This window comes from Affinirhizobium lemnae, from assembly GCF_022968395.1.
Classification (GTDB): domain Bacteria; phylum Pseudomonadota; class Alphaproteobacteria; order Rhizobiales; family Rhizobiaceae; genus Neorhizobium; species Neorhizobium lemnae.
Genome location: NZ_JALJQZ010000066.1, coordinates 1 through 17,501, shown reverse-complemented (window position 1 = coordinate 17,501; position 17,501 = coordinate 1). Strand labels below are relative to the sequence as shown.

Annotated in this window: 12 protein-coding genes and 8 pseudogenes; 11 read left to right on the top strand and 9 right to left on the bottom strand. The window is 59.0% G+C overall.

What is annotated here, in order from left to right:
* Positions 1–189: 189 nt before the first annotated feature.
* The 5 genes and pseudogenes from MUU53_RS21530 to MUU53_RS21510 all read right to left on the bottom strand — a co-directional run.
* Positions 190–330 (bottom strand): annotated as a pseudogene (locus tag MUU53_RS21530) (amidohydrolase); the annotation flags it as partial.
* Positions 331–392: 62 nt separating this feature from the next.
* Positions 393–1,562 (bottom strand): LLM class flavin-dependent oxidoreductase, encoded by a 1,170-nt coding sequence (locus MUU53_RS21525; protein WP_247262702.1) that lies wholly within the window; start codon positions 1,560–1,562, stop codon positions 393–395.
* Positions 1,553–2,449 (bottom strand): NmrA family NAD(P)-binding protein, encoded by an 897-nt coding sequence (locus tag MUU53_RS21520; RefSeq protein ID WP_247262701.1) that lies wholly within the window; start codon positions 2,447–2,449, stop codon positions 1,553–1,555. Before MUU53_RS21520 ends, MUU53_RS21525 begins: the two co-directional genes overlap by 10 nt.
* An 11-nt stretch (positions 2,450–2,460) precedes the next feature.
* Positions 2,461–3,305, bottom strand: a pseudogene (locus MUU53_RS21515) (ABC transporter substrate-binding protein).
* Between the two features lie 182 nt (positions 3,306–3,487).
* Positions 3,488–4,351: an NADPH-dependent oxidoreductase gene (locus tag MUU53_RS21510; protein ID WP_247262700.1), complete on the bottom strand. Its 864-nt coding sequence runs from the start codon at positions 4,349–4,351 to the stop codon at positions 3,488–3,490.
* Here MUU53_RS21510 and MUU53_RS21505 point away from each other — a divergent pair.
* The 5 genes and pseudogenes from MUU53_RS21505 to MUU53_RS21485 all read left to right on the top strand — a co-directional run.
* Positions 4,250–5,463: pseudogene (locus MUU53_RS21505) on the top strand (ABC transporter substrate-binding protein); the annotation flags it as partial. The gene MUU53_RS21510 and the pseudogene MUU53_RS21505 sit on opposite strands and share 102 nt — an antisense overlap.
* Before the next feature lie 11 nt (positions 5,464–5,474).
* On the top strand, positions 5,475–6,005 hold the full coding sequence (locus MUU53_RS21500) for a rhodanese-like domain-containing protein (RefSeq protein WP_247262699.1): 531 nt from the start codon (positions 5,475–5,477) through the stop codon (positions 6,003–6,005).
* 27 nt (positions 6,006–6,032) lie between these two features.
* Positions 6,033–7,136, top strand: a complete 1,104-nt coding sequence (locus tag MUU53_RS21495) for an acyl-CoA dehydrogenase family protein (RefSeq protein ID WP_247262698.1) — start codon at positions 6,033–6,035, stop codon at positions 7,134–7,136.
* Positions 7,133–8,439, top strand: a pseudogene (locus tag MUU53_RS21490) (NtaA/DmoA family FMN-dependent monooxygenase). The gene MUU53_RS21495 and the pseudogene MUU53_RS21490 overlap by 4 nt, the downstream one beginning before the upstream one ends.
* A 133-nt stretch (positions 8,440–8,572) precedes the next feature.
* Positions 8,573–9,324, top strand: a pseudogene (locus MUU53_RS21485) (NtaA/DmoA family FMN-dependent monooxygenase); the annotation flags it as partial.
* 221 nt (positions 9,325–9,545) lie between these two features.
* On the opposite strand, the gene MUU53_RS21480 reads toward MUU53_RS21485, so the two are convergent.
* Positions 9,546–10,901: an IS1380-like element ISPme1 family transposase gene (locus MUU53_RS21480; RefSeq protein ID WP_012112698.1), complete on the bottom strand. Its 1,356-nt coding sequence runs from the start codon at positions 10,899–10,901 to the stop codon at positions 9,546–9,548.
* Positions 10,902–10,994: 93 nt separating this feature from the next.
* Between MUU53_RS21480 and MUU53_RS21475 the strand changes: the two are divergent.
* The 6 genes and pseudogenes from MUU53_RS21475 to MUU53_RS21450 form a co-directional block, all read left to right on the top strand.
* Positions 10,995–11,570, top strand: a pseudogene (locus MUU53_RS21475) (LLM class oxidoreductase); the annotation flags it as partial.
* Between the two features lie 284 nt (positions 11,571–11,854).
* Positions 11,855–12,694 carry an ABC transporter ATP-binding protein gene (locus MUU53_RS21470; protein ID WP_247262703.1) on the top strand — a complete coding sequence of 280 codons (840 nt, stop codon included), beginning with the start codon at positions 11,855–11,857 and terminating at the stop codon, positions 12,692–12,694.
* Between the two features lie 24 nt (positions 12,695–12,718).
* Complete coding sequence (locus MUU53_RS21465) at positions 12,719–13,795, top strand: ABC transporter substrate-binding protein (RefSeq protein WP_247262697.1); 1,077 nt, start codon at positions 12,719–12,721, stop codon at positions 13,793–13,795.
* A 38-nt stretch (positions 13,796–13,833) separates the two neighbouring features.
* A complete protein-coding gene (locus MUU53_RS21460) occupies positions 13,834–14,652 on the top strand; it encodes an ABC transporter permease (protein ID WP_247262696.1) in 819 nt (272 codons plus the stop codon).
* A 2-nt stretch (positions 14,653–14,654) separates the two neighbouring features.
* Positions 14,655–15,434, top strand: coding sequence for an ABC transporter permease (locus MUU53_RS21455; RefSeq protein ID WP_247262695.1), 780 nt, complete (start codon positions 14,655–14,657; stop codon positions 15,432–15,434).
* 39 nt (positions 15,435–15,473) lie between these two features.
* On the top strand, positions 15,474–16,541 hold the full coding sequence (locus tag MUU53_RS21450) for an LLM class flavin-dependent oxidoreductase (RefSeq protein WP_247262694.1): 1,068 nt from the start codon (positions 15,474–15,476) through the stop codon (positions 16,539–16,541).
* Positions 16,542–16,669: 128 nt separating this feature from the next.
* On the opposite strand, the pseudogene MUU53_RS21445 reads toward MUU53_RS21450, so the two are convergent.
* The 3 genes and pseudogenes from MUU53_RS21445 to MUU53_RS21435 form a co-directional block, all read right to left on the bottom strand.
* Positions 16,670–16,861: pseudogene (locus tag MUU53_RS21445) on the bottom strand (alkanesulfonate monooxygenase); the annotation flags it as partial.
* Between the two features lie 169 nt (positions 16,862–17,030).
* A pseudogene (locus MUU53_RS23460) lies at positions 17,031–17,195 on the bottom strand (IS6 family transposase); the annotation flags it as partial.
* Positions 17,196–17,303: 108 nt separating this feature from the next.
* Positions 17,304–17,501, bottom strand: a 198-nt coding sequence (locus MUU53_RS21435; protein WP_425524260.1) for an allophanate hydrolase-related protein, incomplete at its 5' end; no start/stop codon positions are given.

Here is a 17,501-nt window from a genome sequence, read left to right as displayed (position 1 = left end):
TCGTGCTCGCTAACGCACTGCTACGGAAAAACAGAAAATGGACCCCAAAACCAGCTTGATCAAAACGGATACTCTAGCTTTCTTCAGTCTGAACTATCGAGTACTATGTAAGCTCGGCGGCCGTCGCACTGGCATCCCAGTTCATCTTGGTACTACAGTTGCGTTTGTGTTAAAATCATGAATCATTTCGCGGACCTCCTCGAAGCCGATTTCCGGATGCTGGTGAATGTCATGGCGGATGGAAACAAGCTCCGGCGTGAAGGCTGCAATGCGATCAATCACCTTCGGCTGGCTGTCGGTCACGGGGTCGATGGACGTGGTCAATGTCATTCTCCAGCCATGCAGAGGCCCCTGCGTGGCGCGATGTGAAAACAATAGGCTGCGGTAGGGGATCAGAGGCGCAGGCCCGCCTCTTTCATCAAAGGCAGAATGCGTTCGGCGAAATGGTCGAGGTCCTCGCGGAAATCGTAGAAGGTCAGCTGCACGCCATCGATGCCTGCCCTCTTGAGAGCAATCAGCTGCTCGACCACCTGTTCGGGGGAACCGATGATTTCGATATTGCCGCCCAGATTTCGGCCCTGCTTGTGGCGGGCATCGCCGCGGCCTCGCCATGCATGTTCGTCGCTGTCGTAATTGTTGGTGGCAAACGCACGTGTGCCAGGCTGGGGCTTGCCCGCCTCTATCGCATCGGCATAGGCGATGGCTTGCGCTTCCGTATCACGGCTGACGATGATCGAGTTGATGAGCGTCTTGACCGCGCATCCATAGGCACGGGCTCGATCCTTTACGGCCTTGATGTGTTGAGGAAGCGTCTCCAGCGCGCTGTCGATATGCGCTCCGCCCGGCGATATGACGAAGACCAGGTCTGAATGGCGTGCTGCAAAATCAATCCCCGCCGGCGATCCTGTCGCCGTCACCAGATTGGGGCGACCAAACAGCGGCTTCGGCGTGATCCAGCCATTGTTGACGGACCAGGGATTGAGCTTTCCCTGATAGGAGAAATTTTCGCCCTCTCCCCATAGATGATGCAAGACCTCGAACAGCTCCGACGCCATCTCGTAGCGCTTGTCGTGGTCGATGCGTTGCCAGCCGAACATTTCGTGTTCAATGGCGCGGTGACCGGTGACGATGTTGATGCCCCAGCGCCCTTTGGCGATATGATCCAGCGTCGCGCAGTATTTGACCAGATGCAGCGGATGCAGCGGTCCATAGAGGACATGAATGGTAGAGATCAGCAGGATGTTCCTGGTAATCGCCGCCATGGCGCCAAGCGCGATGAAGCTGTCGAGCGACGCTTCCCCGTCATACCCGCCCTTCGGCAGCCACTGTGTTCGACTGAAGGCTATCTCGAAGCCCAGCTCGTCTGCGCGTTTCACCAGTTCTGCATTGTAGTCGAAGGTCCAGCTATTGCTGGTCGGCAGGCTTGAAAAATTGATATCCTGAAGGTTCAGGAACAGACCCAGCATAAGCGGCTGGCGCGCCGCGCGGCTAAGGGGACTTTCGTCAAAATCCGATGGGGCCTTCAGCTCGGCACCGGTTGCCTGAGTCGCGGTCACTGCCATTGTAGATCTCCTTCAGCCGTTTCCCTCGCGGAGCGGGCGGGTGCCAGTTGTTGTTCGAGGAAGCGTTTAACGCTGACCGGTTTGCGGCCCAGGATGCGTTCAACCGTATCCGTCACCGGTGCCGCCAACCCCTCTGCGATCAGCGCGCCGAACTCCGGCACGGCCAACGTGGCGAACGCGTCGTCATGTCCGGGAGAGCTGGCGGCGGCCTGTGTATCGATGCCTACAGGGCGACGAAGAATGGTCGAGACGAGCCCGGCGATATCAGAGGTGGTAAAAGCTTTTCCGCCTGTCAGGACGAGTGGCTCACTCACGTGCAATCCGGCACGCAGCGCATGCACCGCCACGTCTGCAATGTCGTTGAAATCGATGAAAGAGACGGCAGCGCCTCCATAGCGGCCTGGAAGATCGCGCCCTGCCAGAGCCGCTGCGACGACAGGTGCCAGGGAAACCTGCATCCAAGCATTCGGGCGGATGACCGCGTGAGACAGACCTCGCCCGAAGAGGTAAGCCTCAACCTTGCTGTGCGCAGCACCTGCTCTGGAGCGGTGGGCATTTTCAATCGTCCAGCTGGAACCCGAGATTTTGACAATATGCTGCACGCTCGCGTCGGCCGCAGCATCGATGAGTGCAATTTGATGCGCGGCAAGGCTTTCGCTGATCGGAGACAGAAGAAAGACCCGATCTATAGACTGCAAGCTTGCGCGCAGGCTCTGAGGATTGCCGACGTCTCCGCCTGCAATCTCGACAGAGCCACCCCATAGCCGCCGCGCCTCATCAGGACGGCGTGTCAAAACACGGATGCGGTCGCCATTCTTTATCAAGCGACTGGTGACCAGCTTTCCGAGTTTGCCCGTGGCCCCTGTAACGAGAATCCGTGATGACATGATACCGCCTTTCACAAGGGTTGACGCAGATGCGCCAGCGCCAATGGCCGGGGGTCTACCCAGTCATGGACATTGAAGTTTTCCGGAATGAACTTCCATTCCAGCAGGAAATCCTTGAAGTGCGCGATGCCGTCGATTTCAGCCTGATCCAGCGTCAATGTAAGGTGGCGATGGACATCCGGTCCGCTGGCGGTCCTGACCGCATCCTCGCTGACGCCGATTTCATTGGCGATGAAACGCACCGCATTGGACGGATGCTTCTCTGCCCACTCAGCCACGCGCTGGATAGTGGCAATTAATTCAGCAACCAGATCGGGGCGTTCGTCGGCAAAGGTCGCATCCACCGTCAATGGGCGCGGCGTCCGATTATTGATGCGGATCTTCGGGTCCGGATGAAACCCTGTTTCCACGACGATATTGGCACCGATCAGGCTGGCAACGGTGACACCTTCCGCGCCCTTGACGAAGAATCGCCAGGACGCTTCGGCAGGCCGAGCTTGCGCCCTTTGAGATCTGCGCCTTGGCGGATTCCAAGATGCGACAAGGTGATGACCGCCTGGAACTCGTATGTCCGCGTCAAACCGTCGATGCGGCTTTTGCGTCCGCTGGAACGGGCCCAGATCGGCGGAATATTGCCACCTTGTCGAAAGGACCACTCCAGATGATGATCGAAGTGGCTCTGGCGGATTTTCGGGTCGATCGCGTCGCGAATGGAGTTGACCTCTAACCCGTGGCGGGCAAACACCGCCTCTACCCAGCCCAGTTGCGTGGCAATCGATAAAGGGGTCGGTGCCGGGCAGCGCGTATAACAGACGCTAGCTGGAGAGGCAGAAGAGCGGGCGGCTGGCTGTGGCATAGGCGCATCCTGATGAAGCAAGTGTATGCATCAGCCCAGCGGTTAATATAATTAGTCTATAGAAAATATATACTATGTTATTGCGACCTTGGGAACGGAACGTTCGTAATGCACATCAGACGCGAAACGGGGCCGGAGTTGTCACCTTGCGTGGTCCCCGGCCCATTGCTCCCTCGGCTGAACTACTTCAGACGAAAACCAAGACGCCGCAGGATCGCGGTCAACTGGGAGCGTCCCTTGAGCGCTGCCTCGTTTTCTATGCGCTTGGCAATCACACTCGTCCGACCTTTGGGTGGAAGGTTCTGTTTCTCTTGGAACGCTTTCATCGCGTCATCATAGGATGCAAGTTCCTCCGAGCGCACTTCGCCATATTGCTCGCGAAACAAAACAACAGACTGCGGTAGGCGCGGCTTCACATCCGTCTTTACGCTGGGGTCCGGATAGCCAACCGTCAGGCCGAACACGGCAAACGCTTCCGGCGGCAGCTTCAATTCTCGCGCCACATCTTCCGGCCGATTGCGCATGCCACCGATATAGCAAGAGCCGAGTCCAAGTGAATCGATCGCGACAACGGCATTCTGCGCAGCGAGCGCCGCATCGATCGCGCCTATGAGGAAGCTCTCGTGAAAATCGAGTCCCTCTCCATCGTTTCCCTGTTGTCGCGCGATTTGTCTAAGGCGCGAAAGATCCGCCAGCCAGACAAGAAAAAGCGGAGCAGCACGAATATGTTCATTGCCATCCGTGAGACTGGCAAGCCGTGCCTTCCTCTCCGCGTCTTTCACGGCAATGACACTCCACGCCTGAAGGTTGGAAGATGTCGGTGCAGATTGCGCCGCCGCCACCAACAGCTCCACGGTGCCAGCGGGGAGTGCGTCTCGCCGATAGTGCCGCGATGACCGGTGATCCAGAAGCACCTGCAGCGTGTTGTTCCACTTCTCCGGCAGCACCGGAATGGGCGGATTACCTATCAGAATGTTGTGGCTGTCGAGACGCCCGACCCGCTGACCGCAGTCATTGTGCTCTCCAAGCCAGCGCCCTTCCTGCACGCCGCACAATCGAGTTCGGAATCGCCCATCTTGCCGAGGCACATCTTCGAGAAGCTGGCGCCAGGCGAGGGCCAGACATTGAAGACCGCAATTGGCACGGGTCCGTTCAAGCTGAGCGAATGGGTGCCCGGCAGCCATCTAATTTTCGAGAAGAACCCGAACTACTGGGACAAGGGCAAGCCCTATCTCGATCGGGTCATCCTGCGCATCGTGACAGATCCTGCCGCCCGCGCGGTGGCGCTGGAAACAGGAGAAGCCGATATTGGCGATAACCCTGTGCCACTTGCCGATTTAGATAGGTTGAAGCAGAACATGAACCTGGTGGTCGATACTACGACCTATGCCTATTCCGGTCCGCAACAGCAACTTTTCTTCAACTACGATACGGAGCTGCTTCGCAACAGGGATGTGCGCCTTGCCATTGCCAAGGCGATCAATCTTCAGGAAATCGTCAATGTGGCACTGTTTGGCTATGGACAGGTCTCGACAAGCCCGGTCAGCACGGCGCTGCCAAACTGGTACGATCCGAATGTGACCGCTCACCCGTATGATCCCAAGGCTTCCGAAGCGTTTCTGGAGGAGGCGGGCTTCCCGCGCAAGGCGGATGGCAAGCGTTTCCAACTGCGGCTCACCTGCAATTCCTATCTCGTACCAGGCTTCGCCGATGTCATCCGCAGCCATTTGGAGAAGATCGGCATCGGTATCGAGATCCGCAAATACGATCTGCCGACTTTCCTGAAGACGGTCTACACGGACCGCGCCTTCGATCTCGTGGTGGAATCGCTATCCAATACCTTCAATCCGACGCTTGGGATCCAGCGCGCCTATTGGAGCAAGAACTTCAAGATCGGCCTGCCCTTCTCGAATGCGGCCCGCTACGACAATCCGCAGGCGGACGCGCTTCTGGAGGCTGCCGCCGTTGAGCCAGATCAAAAAAGCGCCGGGAGTTATGGAGCGACTTTCAGCACCTCGTTCATGACGATGTGGCCTCCGTCGATCTCGTCGCGGCGGGCAGCCAGATCGTCGCCAACAAGCGGGTAAAGAATTTCGTCACCGGTGCCCAAGGCATCAACTGGAGTTTTGGCGACATCTGGCTGGAACCGGGCGTCTGAAGGATAGCGATATGACACATCAGATCGAAAAGAAGACCTTTATGGAGTGGCTGGCAGATGGCCAGAAACTTGCAGTTCTCGATATTCGCCCGGCAGAAGAGGTTGGCTACGCCTCTCCGCTGTTTGCCACCAATCTCCCGGCTGACCGACTCTTTGCCGACATTGATCGCTTCATCCCTCGGCGATCAATTCGCACGGTGCTCCTAGATGATGGCAAGGGAGGAGCCGTTGCCGCTGCTGAGGCGCTGTCCAAAAACGGCTGGGGTGGCATCCATGCGCTGGAAGGCGGCATTCCCGCCTGGACGGAAAAGGGCACCGACAACCTGCCCACATTCGATGTGCCGGGTGTACCTTTCGTGACAAAGATCCGTGACGAGAATAAAACGCCTGTTGTCTCCGCCGCGGAGCTTCAAGCCTGGCGCGACGCTGGTGAAGACCTCGTCGTGATCGATACGCGTACCTTGGCCGAGTTCGAGAAGAGCCATGTGCCCGGGGGCAATCGCAATCCCCGGCGCAGAGCTACTGCTGCGATTGCGCGATAGCGTACCAAATCCGCTTATCTTCTGGATGTGCGCACGCCCGAGGAATTTGCTGCGTCGCATCTGCAGCATTCCATTTCCTCGGAAGGCGGGCAGTTGCTGGGTGTCGCCTATCGTACGATCTCGGTCCGTGGCGCAAGGGTTGTTCTCATTGACGATCTTCTCGGTGCCCGCGCTCGGATTACAGAAGATCTCTTGAACGCGCCTCCGAGCGATTGGCGCGAACGCTGGCTTCTGAAGCTTGCAGGCGGCGAAACCATCGGCAGTGGCTTTTCCGAAATCGGCAGCGCACCGCTCGACAGCTACTCCACCCAGTTCATCCGCAATGGCGAGCACTGGCTGCTGAACGGCCAAAAGTTCTACACCACCGGCTCGCTCTATGCCGACTGGATCACACTTGGCGCCGTGGATGGCGATGGAAACCCGATTGGCGCGCTTGTGCCGACAAGAGCGCCCGGCGTCGAAATCATCGATGACTGGGATGGTTTTGGCCAGTCACTGACCGCCAGCGGCACCGCACGTTTTGCCGATGTCGAGATCGGTGACGATCTGATCAAGCCCAGTGCGTTGCGCTTCAGCTATTCCGGCGGCTTCTTCCAGCTTGTTCATCTTGCCTCGCTGGCGGGCATTGGCCGCGCAGCAGCTACGGAAGTTGCCAGGCTCGTGGCGGAGCGTCGCCGCGTCTACACGCGCGGTAACGCCCCTACACCTGGTGAAGATCCGCAGATCCTGCAGGTTGTCGGCCGCGTGCGAAGCGCCGCCTATGCAGCGGGTGCCATTGTTCTGAAGGCTGCGGAGGCGCTGCAGCGAGCGCATGAGGCAAATCTTTCAGGTGATGAAGCGGCCCTTGTTCGTGCCAACCGCAATGCGGAGCTGGAAGTCAGCCAGTCTGTTACTGTCATCTCCAGCCTGATCCTCGACGCCACGACTGTTTTGTTCGATGCGCTTGGTGCCTCAGCCGCGAAGAAGAGCCATGGTCTCGACCGTCACTGGCGCAACGTACGCACCATCATCTCCCACAATCCCCGCATCTACCACGATCGTGTCGTCGGCGATTTCACCATTAACGGCGCACTGCCTTCACCGCAGGCGGGCGTCGGCATCCATCTCGAAAGAGAAAAAGCCAAGGCATGACTGAGGCAAAGAGACGATTGAACCTGAATGTCGGCATAAACACCACAAGCTATCTTGCCAGTGCATGTAAATACCGGACAGGAAGCAGGCATGATATCAACGACCCGGATTACTATCGACGTCTGACGGAGCTTGCCCATAAGGGCCGCTTTGATGCCGTGTTTCTTTCGGATCATCCGGCGCTACTGACGGACCCGTTGAGCCGCCCGTTCCACACTCTTGATCCACTCATTCTGTCTGCGACACTAGCGGCCCAGGTGCCGGATATCGGGTTTGTCGCGACAATTACCTCGACCGATAATTCACCCTATAATCTGGCGCGGCGGGTGCAATCATTGGATATCGTGTCCGGCGGACGGTTGATCGTCAATGTCGTTTCCTCGTTCAATCCCAATGTCGCCGCCAATTTCAGCAATGCGCCCCTTCCGCCGCGCAGCGAGCGCTATCCGCGCGCGATCGAATTCCTGGATGTCGCCAAGAAGCTCTGGGCAAGCTGGGATCCAAGGCGCGAAGGCGAGGTTCCGCCGGACCGCTTCTGGATGCATCAAGTGCGCATACCATCGATCACGAGGGAGACTTTTTTCATATGCGCGGGCCGCTCAACGTGCCGCGCAGTCCGCAGGGACATCCGGTCATCGCCCAGGCGGGCGCCTCCGAAGGCGGCATTGAACTCGCCGCGCGGCATGGCCAAATCATTTATTGCAACATCCTCTCTCGCCCTGCCGGTCAGGCGTTTGCGAAGAATGTGAAGGACAAGGCCATCGAAGTCGGGCGCGATCCGTCCGGCATCCGCATCGTGCCGGGGCTTGTCGCTATCATCGGCGAGACCCGCGAGGAGGCACTGCGCAAGCATGAACTGTTCAGCGGCGCTGGTTCCGAAGACGGGCTTCTAACCCGTTTCGCGAAGGAAAACGGCATTGATCTCGCGACCTTCGATCCCGATGCGGTGCTGGAAGCCGAGCGTTTCGTACCAGACCAGAACCGCCAATGGGCGGTTGGCATGGGGCTTGGCCTTTCAGAACTGCTGACTTACGAGAAGCTGACAGCGCGTCAGGCGGTGCGCCGTACCGAAGGTCACCATCGTCTCGTGCTCGGCACGCCGGAACAGGTGGCCGACCAGATCATCGACCTGTGGGAAGATGGAACCGTGGATGGCTATACGCTGCAGCCACCCCGCGCGCCGGACGATATCGAAGAATTCGTCGAGAAGGTCGTGCCGATCCTGCAGGATCGCGGTGTCTATCCTCGAGACTATGATGGCCGTACCATCCGCGATCGCTACGGCCTGCCCTATCCCGATTGAACAGGACTGGCGGGACAGAACCGAGCGGAGATAGCGCTACCCCTTGCAAGGCAGCCTGCCCGTTTCGATATGAACTGTCCTGCCCTCGTCGCATTCTGTCGACGGTCAACTCTCCGGCCTGCGAGACACGTCCATGAGCAAGACACTTCACCTCACCGCCTTCATGCGCCCAGTCAGCCTCCATGCGGGCGCCTGGCGCTATCCGGGCGCCTATGCGGATGCCAATTTCAATTTCGGTCATCTGAAATTATTTATCCAGAAGCTGGAGCGGGCGAAGTTCGATGCCTTCTTCATGGCCGATCACCTGGCCGTTCTCAACATGCCGGTAGAGGCCCTGAAGCGCAGCCATACGGTGACGTCCTTCGAACCCTTCACGCTGCTATCGGCTCTTGCCGCCGTCACAGACAAGATTGGGCTTGCCGCCACGGCATCCACCACATTCGACGAGCCCTACCATGTGGCCCGCCGCTTTGCCTCGCTGGATCATATCAGCGGCGGTCGTGCAGCGTGGAACATCGTCACCACCTCCAACCCGGATGCCGCCCGCAATTTCGGGCTCTCGGAGCATGTGGAGCATGGCGTGCGCTATCAGCGAGCCCGTGAATTCTTTGACGTCGTGACAGGCCTGTGGGACAGCTTTGCCGACGATGCCCTCATACGCGATCAGGAAAGCGGTATCTTCTTCGATCCCGACAAGATGCATGTGCTGGATCACAAGGGTGCGGAATTCAGCGTGCGCGGTCCTCTGAATATTGCGCGCCCCGTTCAGGGTTGGCCGGTGATCGTACAGGCCGGTCAGTGGAGCCGGGCAAGCAACTGGCGGCAGAAACCGCAGAACTCGTCTTTGCCGCACCGCGCGATCTGGCGACCGCCAAGGCGCTCTATCCGACATTCCCCAAGTGGCCTGCCGCTTGACTTCAAGATCGCCTGATTTTGCTCGCTGGGCAAGCGTTTTTCGCCCCGAGCGGTGTCTGTCGTCGCGCAAACGGCCGAAGTCGGGTGGATCAAGCCTCGAACCCGCAGCATTCTGGCCCGGCAGAGCCGCTTTTCCGCGCGGCAGACGGACCTGTCCTGCCGCTTTCGTTCAGCTTGGGCATGGATCGTGGTCATGCGCATGACGGAGGCGTTCGAAGACGGCGGATGGCGGCAAGGACGGCCCGCACCATCGGGCCGGTGACGGCGACCTCGGCCAACTGGAAGGTAATGGCGCGGGCGTGGCGGACGACGCGGGCGCCGATCTTGATCAGCTTGAGTTGCAGGCTGGTCAACGACCAGTCCGCCATGGCCTCGGGCAGTTCGATGCAGCGCAGGAAGGTTGCCAGGTTGTAGGCCAGCGCGTGCAGTTGCAGCCGCACCTCGTTGTGCCGGAACTTCCGGCATGACAGCCGCGTCCAGCGAAAGGCATATTTGCCTTCCTTGATGTGCTGCTCTGCGGTGCCGCGCTGGTTGTAGAACCTCACCACCCAGTCTGGCTCCATCGGCAGGTTGGTGACGATGAAGCCGACTTTGGGGAACAGCTCGCCCGGATGCCATTCGATCTTGGCGATGACGCGGCGCGGCTTGTCCCAGGACGCCGCCTGATACTCGAAGTCCTCGAAGAACCGTTTGACCTTGGTCAGCGAAGGCCGTCCCACGGGCCGTGTCAGCCGATGCGCGATCTTCTCGCGCAAGACGGCGTTGGCGGGCAGACGGATGGCGTAGAAGAACCTGGCTTCTTCCAGCCGCATATAGATCGCGGGGATCGCGTAGGCAGCGTCGGCCCGGAAGAAGCGTCCACCAAGGTCGCGGCCAGCATATCGGGCAATGACGGGATCAAGGACATCCCGCCAGCCATCGGCGCTGTGGACATTGCCGTTACGCAGGGCGCAGCGCTCCAGCATGCCAAACTGGTTGAACAAGAAGATGGGGTGATAGCAGGTGCAGTCGAAATGCCCGTTCCAGGCAGCACCTTCCTGATCGCCGTGGGTGGGGCTGACCGAGCTGTCCATGTCCAGCACGATGTATTTCAACCCGTTGCGGTCATGAAACCGGTCGATCCATTGGCCGTTCAGATCGGCCAGCGCCGCCCGGTTCGCGGCCAGAGCCAGCGTCTCGGTCTCGAACCGTCCCATCTGCGATGCCGAAGCAGCTTGCGCCTCGACGGCCCTGCCGCCAACGACCTGACGCATCACGGGATCGAGGGCCAAGCGGTCGGCATCGTTCACATCCTCGTATCCGGCCAGTCGTCCGAACACCGATTGCCGGAACAATCCGTCAAGCCGATGGAGCGTGTTCTTCCCGGTGCGGCTGTCTCGCAGCGCCTCCGACGCCAGATTGGACAGGCCGAGCACGTCATCAAGCTCGCGCATCACCAGCAGGCCACCGTCTGAACTGATCTGCGCACCACGGAACTCCAGACGCACACGGCGGTCGAAATCAACCCGATCTCCCCGCGCCAAGCCCGCACCCTCCAGGTGATCCATGAAACGCGCCCCTCGCAGCCGTCAACGCCATGATTTATATGCGAAATATCACGATTACGACAGCGAAATCAGCGACTTACTTGGAGAATGTGGGTCTATGCCGATATCAAAGGCCGCATGCCCGCCGTGGGTCGCGATCCCACCCATCTGAAGATCCTGCCGGCTGCGATGATCGTGATTGGCGAGACCGTGGAGGATGCCAAAGCCAAGCGTGCCAAGCTTGATAGCCTCGTGCACTACGATAGCGCCATCGCCTCGCTTTCCATAGCGCTTGGCCATGATGCTTCCGGTTTCGATCCGGATGCACCCCTGCCGGACAATATTCCGGACACCAATGCCAGCAAAAGCGGTCGGGCGCAGGTGCTGCGGCTGGCCGAACAGGAAAAACTGACCGTTCGGCAACTCGCCCAACGCTATGGCGGCTATGCCGGTCTTGCCTTTATCGGCATGCCTGAAACAATTTCTGATGAGATGGAAACATGGCTGATCGAACAGGCCGCGGATGGCTTCACCTGCGTCTTCCCCTTCCTGCCGCAAGGGCTGGATGACGTCACGGAGAAGCTGCTGCCTGAATTGCAGCGGCGTGGCCTGTTCCGCAGGGACTATGAGGGATCGACGCTGCGCGAGCATCTAAGCCTTCCCCGACCTGCAAACCGCTTCTTTGCATGACGTCGGTTGCGGCCTAGACCCGTCCGGGAGGCGTGGCCCTTTCAATCAGCGAATTACATTCATCAAGCGCCAAGGAGTGTTGCTAACGCAGGTCACAACCAAGGTGACTTAGTTCCCCTAGAGACCTCAAAATAGAATATAAATCCTATAGAATAAATATTTTTCTCGCTAAGTTTGGGACATCACCGCGGTTCTGAGTGCCTGCCCCCATCACGCCATCAGACCGCATCGGGCGGGAGAAGATCGAATCTTTCCGCCCTCCCCGGTCCATGGAAGGGATCATGATGAGCAAGCCGGCACATCTCGCAATTCATAATGTAACGCGCCAATTTTCGGTGGACTCCAGAACGGTGACGGCGTTGCAGTATGTCAGCCTGACCGTTGCTGAAGGTGAATTCATCACCATCGTCGGAGCCAGTGGCTGCGGCAAGTCTACCCTCTTGCGGCTGGGTGCAGGGCTCGATGCTGGTCACGAGGGCGAGATCCGTCACCGGGGCGACGTCGTGCAGGGACCCAGCCTCGACCGCGGCATCGTCTTTCAGGAGCCTCGGCTGTTTCCATGGCTGACGGTGGAGCGCAACATCGCACTCGGGCTGGAAAACGCCACTGTTAGCAAAGCCGAAAAGAAGCGACTGGTGGACGAGCATCTGGAACTCGTGGGATTGGCAGGGTTCGCCAAGGCCTATCCGCATCGGCTCTCCGGCGGGATGGCCCAGCGCGCCGGCATTGCTCGCGGTCTCGTCAACCGCCCGGATGTTCTCTTCCTCGATGAGCCATTCGGCGCACTCGACGCTATCACCAAGGCGCATCTTCAGGGTGAGCTACAGTCCATCTGGGCCAAGGAAAAAATCACCATGATCCTCGTCACCCATGACGTGGACGAGGCAGTATTCCTTGGAGACCGTGTTGTCGTGATGTCGCCGCGCCCAGGTCGCATTCGTGAAATCGTGCAGGTCAACCTGCCCCGCCCGCGTGACCGTACCTCCTCCACCTTCGGCGACGTGCGTGCCCGTGTTCTGCAAAGCCTGAACGGCACGGCACATGTTCGCGATCCGCAACCGGTACCCACCGAAACGAAGTCCGTCCTGCCCCGCCCGGCCCACGCAATCGCAGCCGTTGGCTGACCTTTTCGACCATTGGAGTTCTCCATGACATTTTCGACCATCCTGCGCACCGCAGCCGGTGCGGCCTTTGGCTTTGCTCTGTCCCTGCAGCGGACGCTGGCCGCCGACCCTCTGGTGATCCATGTCGGCTATGAGGCTATCGGCGTGGATAACCGTCCGTTTGCCGAAGGCACATCCGCTGCAACCGCCCGTGCCGGAGAATTTCTGGAAAAGGAATTCGCCAACGATCCCAACATCAAGATTGAGTGGACCTTCTTCAAGGGAGCCGGACCGGCCGTGAACGAAGGCTTTGCCAATGATCAGCTGGATTTCGCCTATCAGGGCGACTTGCCGTCGCTTATTGGCCGCGCCACCGGCCTCAAAACGAAATATCTCCTGGCAAGCGGTGCCCGCAAACCGTCCTATCTGGCGGTCGCCAAGGATTTCGGCATCAAGAAAATCGAGGATCTGAAGGGCAGAAAGGTCGCTCTGCAACGCGGCACAAACAGCCATTTGTCGGCCATCAAGATCCTGGAAGCTCATGGCCTGAAAGAGCGCGATGTGCAGGTTGTGAACCTGGATAGTGCTGCGACGGTGGCCGCGCTCACCAGCAAGGATATCGATGCGGCCTTTGGCGACACGCAACTGATCAACCTTGCTGCCAAGGGCTCTGCCGATATCATCTACACCACCAAGGGTGATGACCCGCGGTTCGGTCGCAACGCCGGCATCATAGCCCGCGAAGCCTTTATCGAGAAAAATCCGGAGATCACCCAGCGCGTTGTCGATGCCTTCGTGAAGGCTGCCCAATGGTCATCGGATGAAGCAAACCGCGCCGCACAGTTCGAACTCTGGGGCAAGTCGGGAACGCCGATCCCGATCCTGGAGGAGTATTTCAGCAAGGATACGCTGGCCTATCGCAACTCGCCGCTCATCGATGACCTGCTGGTCTCGCAGTACAAGGAGCAGGCAATCAAGAGCAAGGAATTCGGCCTGATCCGCCGGGATGTCGACCTGAACCGCTGGTTCGAACCGAAATACCTGAACCGTGCGCTGGAGCGTCTGAAGTTGAAGAGCTTCTGGCAGCCCTATGGTGCCGATGGCAAACCGACGGCCTCGTGATTGCGGCTCTTGATACCGGACTGGCAGGAGATGATGTGATGGCTGTGCTGACCGCTTCCGAACCGGAGGCAACACGTTCTGCCGCTACCCCATGGCGTAACCGCGCCGTGGATGCGCTGATCGCCCTTCTCCTGCCGGCAGCCCTTCTTCTCCTGTGGTGGACTGCTTCCGATCGCGGCTGGCTTGCCGAACAGATCCTGCCCCACCCGATCTATGTCTATCAGACGCTGCGGGACATGATCGCCAGCGGCGATCTTTTCTACCATATCGGCGTCAGTCTTCAGCGCGTTCTGATCGGCTTTTGCATTGGAGCCGGTTTTGGCCTTGTACTTGGCATTGCCATGGGCCTGTCAGAACGGGTGGAAGACTATGTGAAGCCCTTGTTTCTGGCCTTTGCGCAAATCCCGACACTCGGCTGGATACCGCTTCTCATGCTACTGGTCGGCATCGGAGAAACCCTGAAAATCATCGTGATCACCAAGGGCGCGCTGGTACCGATGACGCTCAATACATTTGCCGGTATCCGCAATGTCTCTCCCCGCTATCTGGAGGTTGCCCGGGCGCTGCGTTTCAGCCGCTGGCAAACGCTGCGGCTGGTCATCCTGCCCGCCTCCATTCCCTTCGTCTTCACCGGCATACGCTACGGGTTGACGCATGCCTGGACCTCGCTGGTTGGCGTGGAGCTGCTCGCCTCCTCTGAAGGTCTTGGCTACCTGCTGGTCTGGGGCCGGCAGATGTTCTGGCTGGATACGGTCATCATTGCCATGCTGGCCATTGGCCTCATCGGCTTCATCATGGATGGCGGGTTGAATCGCACGGAGCGGCTGATCCAGCGCTGGAAACGGAACGATATTTGACCATGGCACAGACAACATCGCGCGCCGTCCGCATCCGCCGTGGAATGACCCTCCCGCTGCTGCTCCTCGTGTTGTGGGAGGTTTCCAACAGAACCGGGCTTGTCGATCCACGCTTTCTGCCATCATTGGAAAGCGTGGCGCTGACCGCCAAACGCGAATTGCTAGGGAATGACCTGATCTTCGATCTTCTCTCCAGCCTCGCCAGAAATCTCGGCGGTTTTCTTGTGGGTGCCGTGCTTGGCATTGCATTCGCCACTGTGCTTGCGATGTCGCCGCTGGCAGGGCGGCTGGTCATGCCCACCTTCAACGGCTTCAAGCAAATTTCACTGCTCGCCTGGATTCCGCTGATTTCCGTCTGGTTCGGTTTCGGAGAGCAAGCAAAGATCGTCTTCGTCGCACTCGCCTGCTTCATACCTGTTGTGCTGAATACCTATGATGGAATGCGCGAGGCGCCGAAGGATCTGCTGGAAGTGGGCCAGGCCCTGCAATTCAACGCCCGACAGCGCTTTCTGCGCATTTACCTGCCCTCCGCAACGCCGGCTATCGCCACCGGCATCCACCTCGGCCTCATCTATTCATGGCTGGCGACTGTTGGCGCGGAATATTTCCTGGCAGTCGGCCCCGGCATCGGCGGTCTCGTCATCGCCGGACGAGAGCGTTTCGACATGGCCATGGTGATGGTCGGCGTCGTGATCCTGGGCCTCGTCGGTTTCTCGCTGAACCGCCTTGCCGCTGTCCTTGAAAGCCATCTCCTTCGCTGGCGTCCGCCCCGCACGGCGTGACCAACCCATCCCATTTTCTCTTTGAGTACAGGCATTCGCATGAGCAGCAAAACAGAATTTCTCTGGTACATTCCCAATGATGTGAAGGCAGGCCATCGCGGCGACACCGCCAGTGAAGACCATAACAGCCTCGACACATTGACCGCGCACGCAACGGCACTGGAAGAAAGTGGCTGGACAGGCGCCTTGATCGGCACTGGCTGGGGAAGACCCGATACATTCACCGTCGCGGCGGCGCTCGCTGCCCGCACGAAGAGCTTTCAGCCGCTGATTGCCATACGTCCCGGCTATTGGAAACCTGCCAATTTCGCCTCTGCCGCTGCCACGCTCGACCATCTGAGCGGCCAACGCATCCGCGTCAACATCGTTTCCGGCAAGGACGATCTGGCGGCCTACGGCGACAGCGAAGGTGACAGCACCCACCGCTATGCGCGCACCAAGGAGTTCATGCGGCTCGTCCGCAGGCTCTGGACCGAAGACGCCGTGACTTTCGAAGGCGAGCATTTCCGCGTCAGGAACTCAACCTTACAGCCACGTATCAAGGCCACAGCGGAGCGACCGCACCCGAAGCTATATTTCGGCGGCGCCTCCGAAGCTGCTGAACAGGTCTCCGCAACCGAAGCGGATATTCAGCTGTTCTGGGGCGAGCCGCTGGAGGGCGTCAAGGAGCGAATCGAACGGCTGAAGGCGCTCAGCAAGACGCTTGATCGCGACCTGCCCCCGCTGGAATTCGGCCTTCGTATCACCACGCTGGTGCGCGACACCACAGAAGAAGCCTGGCGGGATGCCGAAGCAAAAGTGGCCGAGATGGCAAAGAACAGTGGCGCTGGCTGGCACGATCACAAGCGCGAAGTGGCCGTTGGCCAGCAGCGGCTGCTCGACCTGCAGGCCAAGGGGGATGTGCTGGACGATAATCTCTACACGGCGCCGGGTCGCTACGGCGGTGGTGGGGCGGGCACGACATGGCTCGTTGGCTCTGCGGAGGACGTTGCCCGCTCGCTCGCCAAGTATCGTGCGCTCGGTATCACGCACTTCGTGCTGTCCGATACGCCGTATCTACGGGAAATCAGGCGCCAGGGAAACCAGCTTCTACCGCTGCTGAAATAGGAAAAGGTGGAGGTTTGGCGTCACGACGACGGTTGGCAACGGTTGGTGTGCCAACCGGCAAGTCGGTTTTGCAGGAACGCGCAGCATCCTCACTAGGAGATGTTCGAGGACCGGATGGCGAGAGGCATTCAGCCTCTCCGATCGGCAACGCGAACATTGCCACCGTGTCCGCCATTGCCGAAGACCTGTTTCTTGCCGAAGGAAGAACGTATTTGATTACATGGTCCTGAAAGGCCGATTTCAGGGAAGAGAAGCTCGGAAACCCGGTAGGCCTCTTCGAGATGAGGATAGCCAGACGCGATTACGGTATCGATCCCGATATCCGGGCTTGTCGCAACTTGTTGAGAATGCCAACGCCCCCCGTGATCTGCAGCATATTTATGCTTTGTTAACCTTTTGAAGTCCGAAGAGGTACGCGAGCAGATCGTTCTGACTGTTGACGGTCCAGTCGCCGGTGAAGCCGGAGCCTTTCCTTAGCCACAGCATTGCTTCGAAGCCGCGCTCGCGGAACATCTCTTCCAGGTCGCGATAGCCCAGCGGATAGCACAGGTACCAGGTCACCGCCTGTATGATCAGCCATGCCTCAAAATGCCTTCCTTTGAAATCGTCTTTCGATTAGCGCTTCAGCTTTTCGGCAATGGCATTCAGAATCATGGCCACGATCCGCTATACGGGGGCGGAATTTCCCCAAGCTTGGTGAACAGCCCGTTAAACGCAGAAATTTGCGACAAGCCCAGCACAAAGCCAGAACTATTTTCTTTCTCATTTGTCATTCCTTTTCACTGAGAGGTAATTCCGCCAACCGCCAAGAGCTGTGATCTCTCTGGCGTTCCCAAGCGCGTAAGGCTCGCACAGGAAACCAGACACCTGTGAGCCATCGTCGAGCGTGATTTTTCCGATACCAAGCGGCGCCGGAATGTTTTGGACGAAACGCCCGAATGCCTGGGGGCTTACCTTCCA

Bases quoted from the DNA above. Each gene is read 5' to 3' on its own strand.
- MUU53_RS21525 (WP_247262702.1), bottom strand. From the start codon at position 1,562: ATGGCAGTGACCGCGACTCAGGCAACCGGTGCCGAGCTGAAGGCCCCA.
- MUU53_RS21520 (WP_247262701.1), bottom strand. From the start codon at position 2,449: ATGTCATCACGGATTCTCGTTACAGGGGCCACGGGCAAACTCGGAAAG.
- MUU53_RS21500 (WP_247262699.1), top strand. From the start codon at position 5,475: ATGACACATCAGATCGAAAAGAAGACCTTTATGGAGTGGCTGGCAGAT.
- MUU53_RS21480 (WP_012112698.1), bottom strand. From the start codon at position 10,901: ATGGATCACCTGGAGGGTGCGGGCTTGGCGCGGGGAGATCGGGTTGAT.
- MUU53_RS21470 (WP_247262703.1), top strand. From the start codon at position 11,855: ATGAGCAAGCCGGCACATCTCGCAATTCATAATGTAACGCGCCAATTT.
- MUU53_RS21465 (WP_247262697.1), top strand. From the start codon at position 12,719: ATGACATTTTCGACCATCCTGCGCACCGCAGCCGGTGCGGCCTTTGGC.
- MUU53_RS21460 (WP_247262696.1), top strand. From the start codon at position 13,834: ATGGCTGTGCTGACCGCTTCCGAACCGGAGGCAACACGTTCTGCCGCT.
- MUU53_RS21455 (WP_247262695.1), top strand. From the start codon at position 14,655: ATGGCACAGACAACATCGCGCGCCGTCCGCATCCGCCGTGGAATGACC.
- MUU53_RS21450 (WP_247262694.1), top strand. From the start codon at position 15,474: ATGAGCAGCAAAACAGAATTTCTCTGGTACATTCCCAATGATGTGAAG.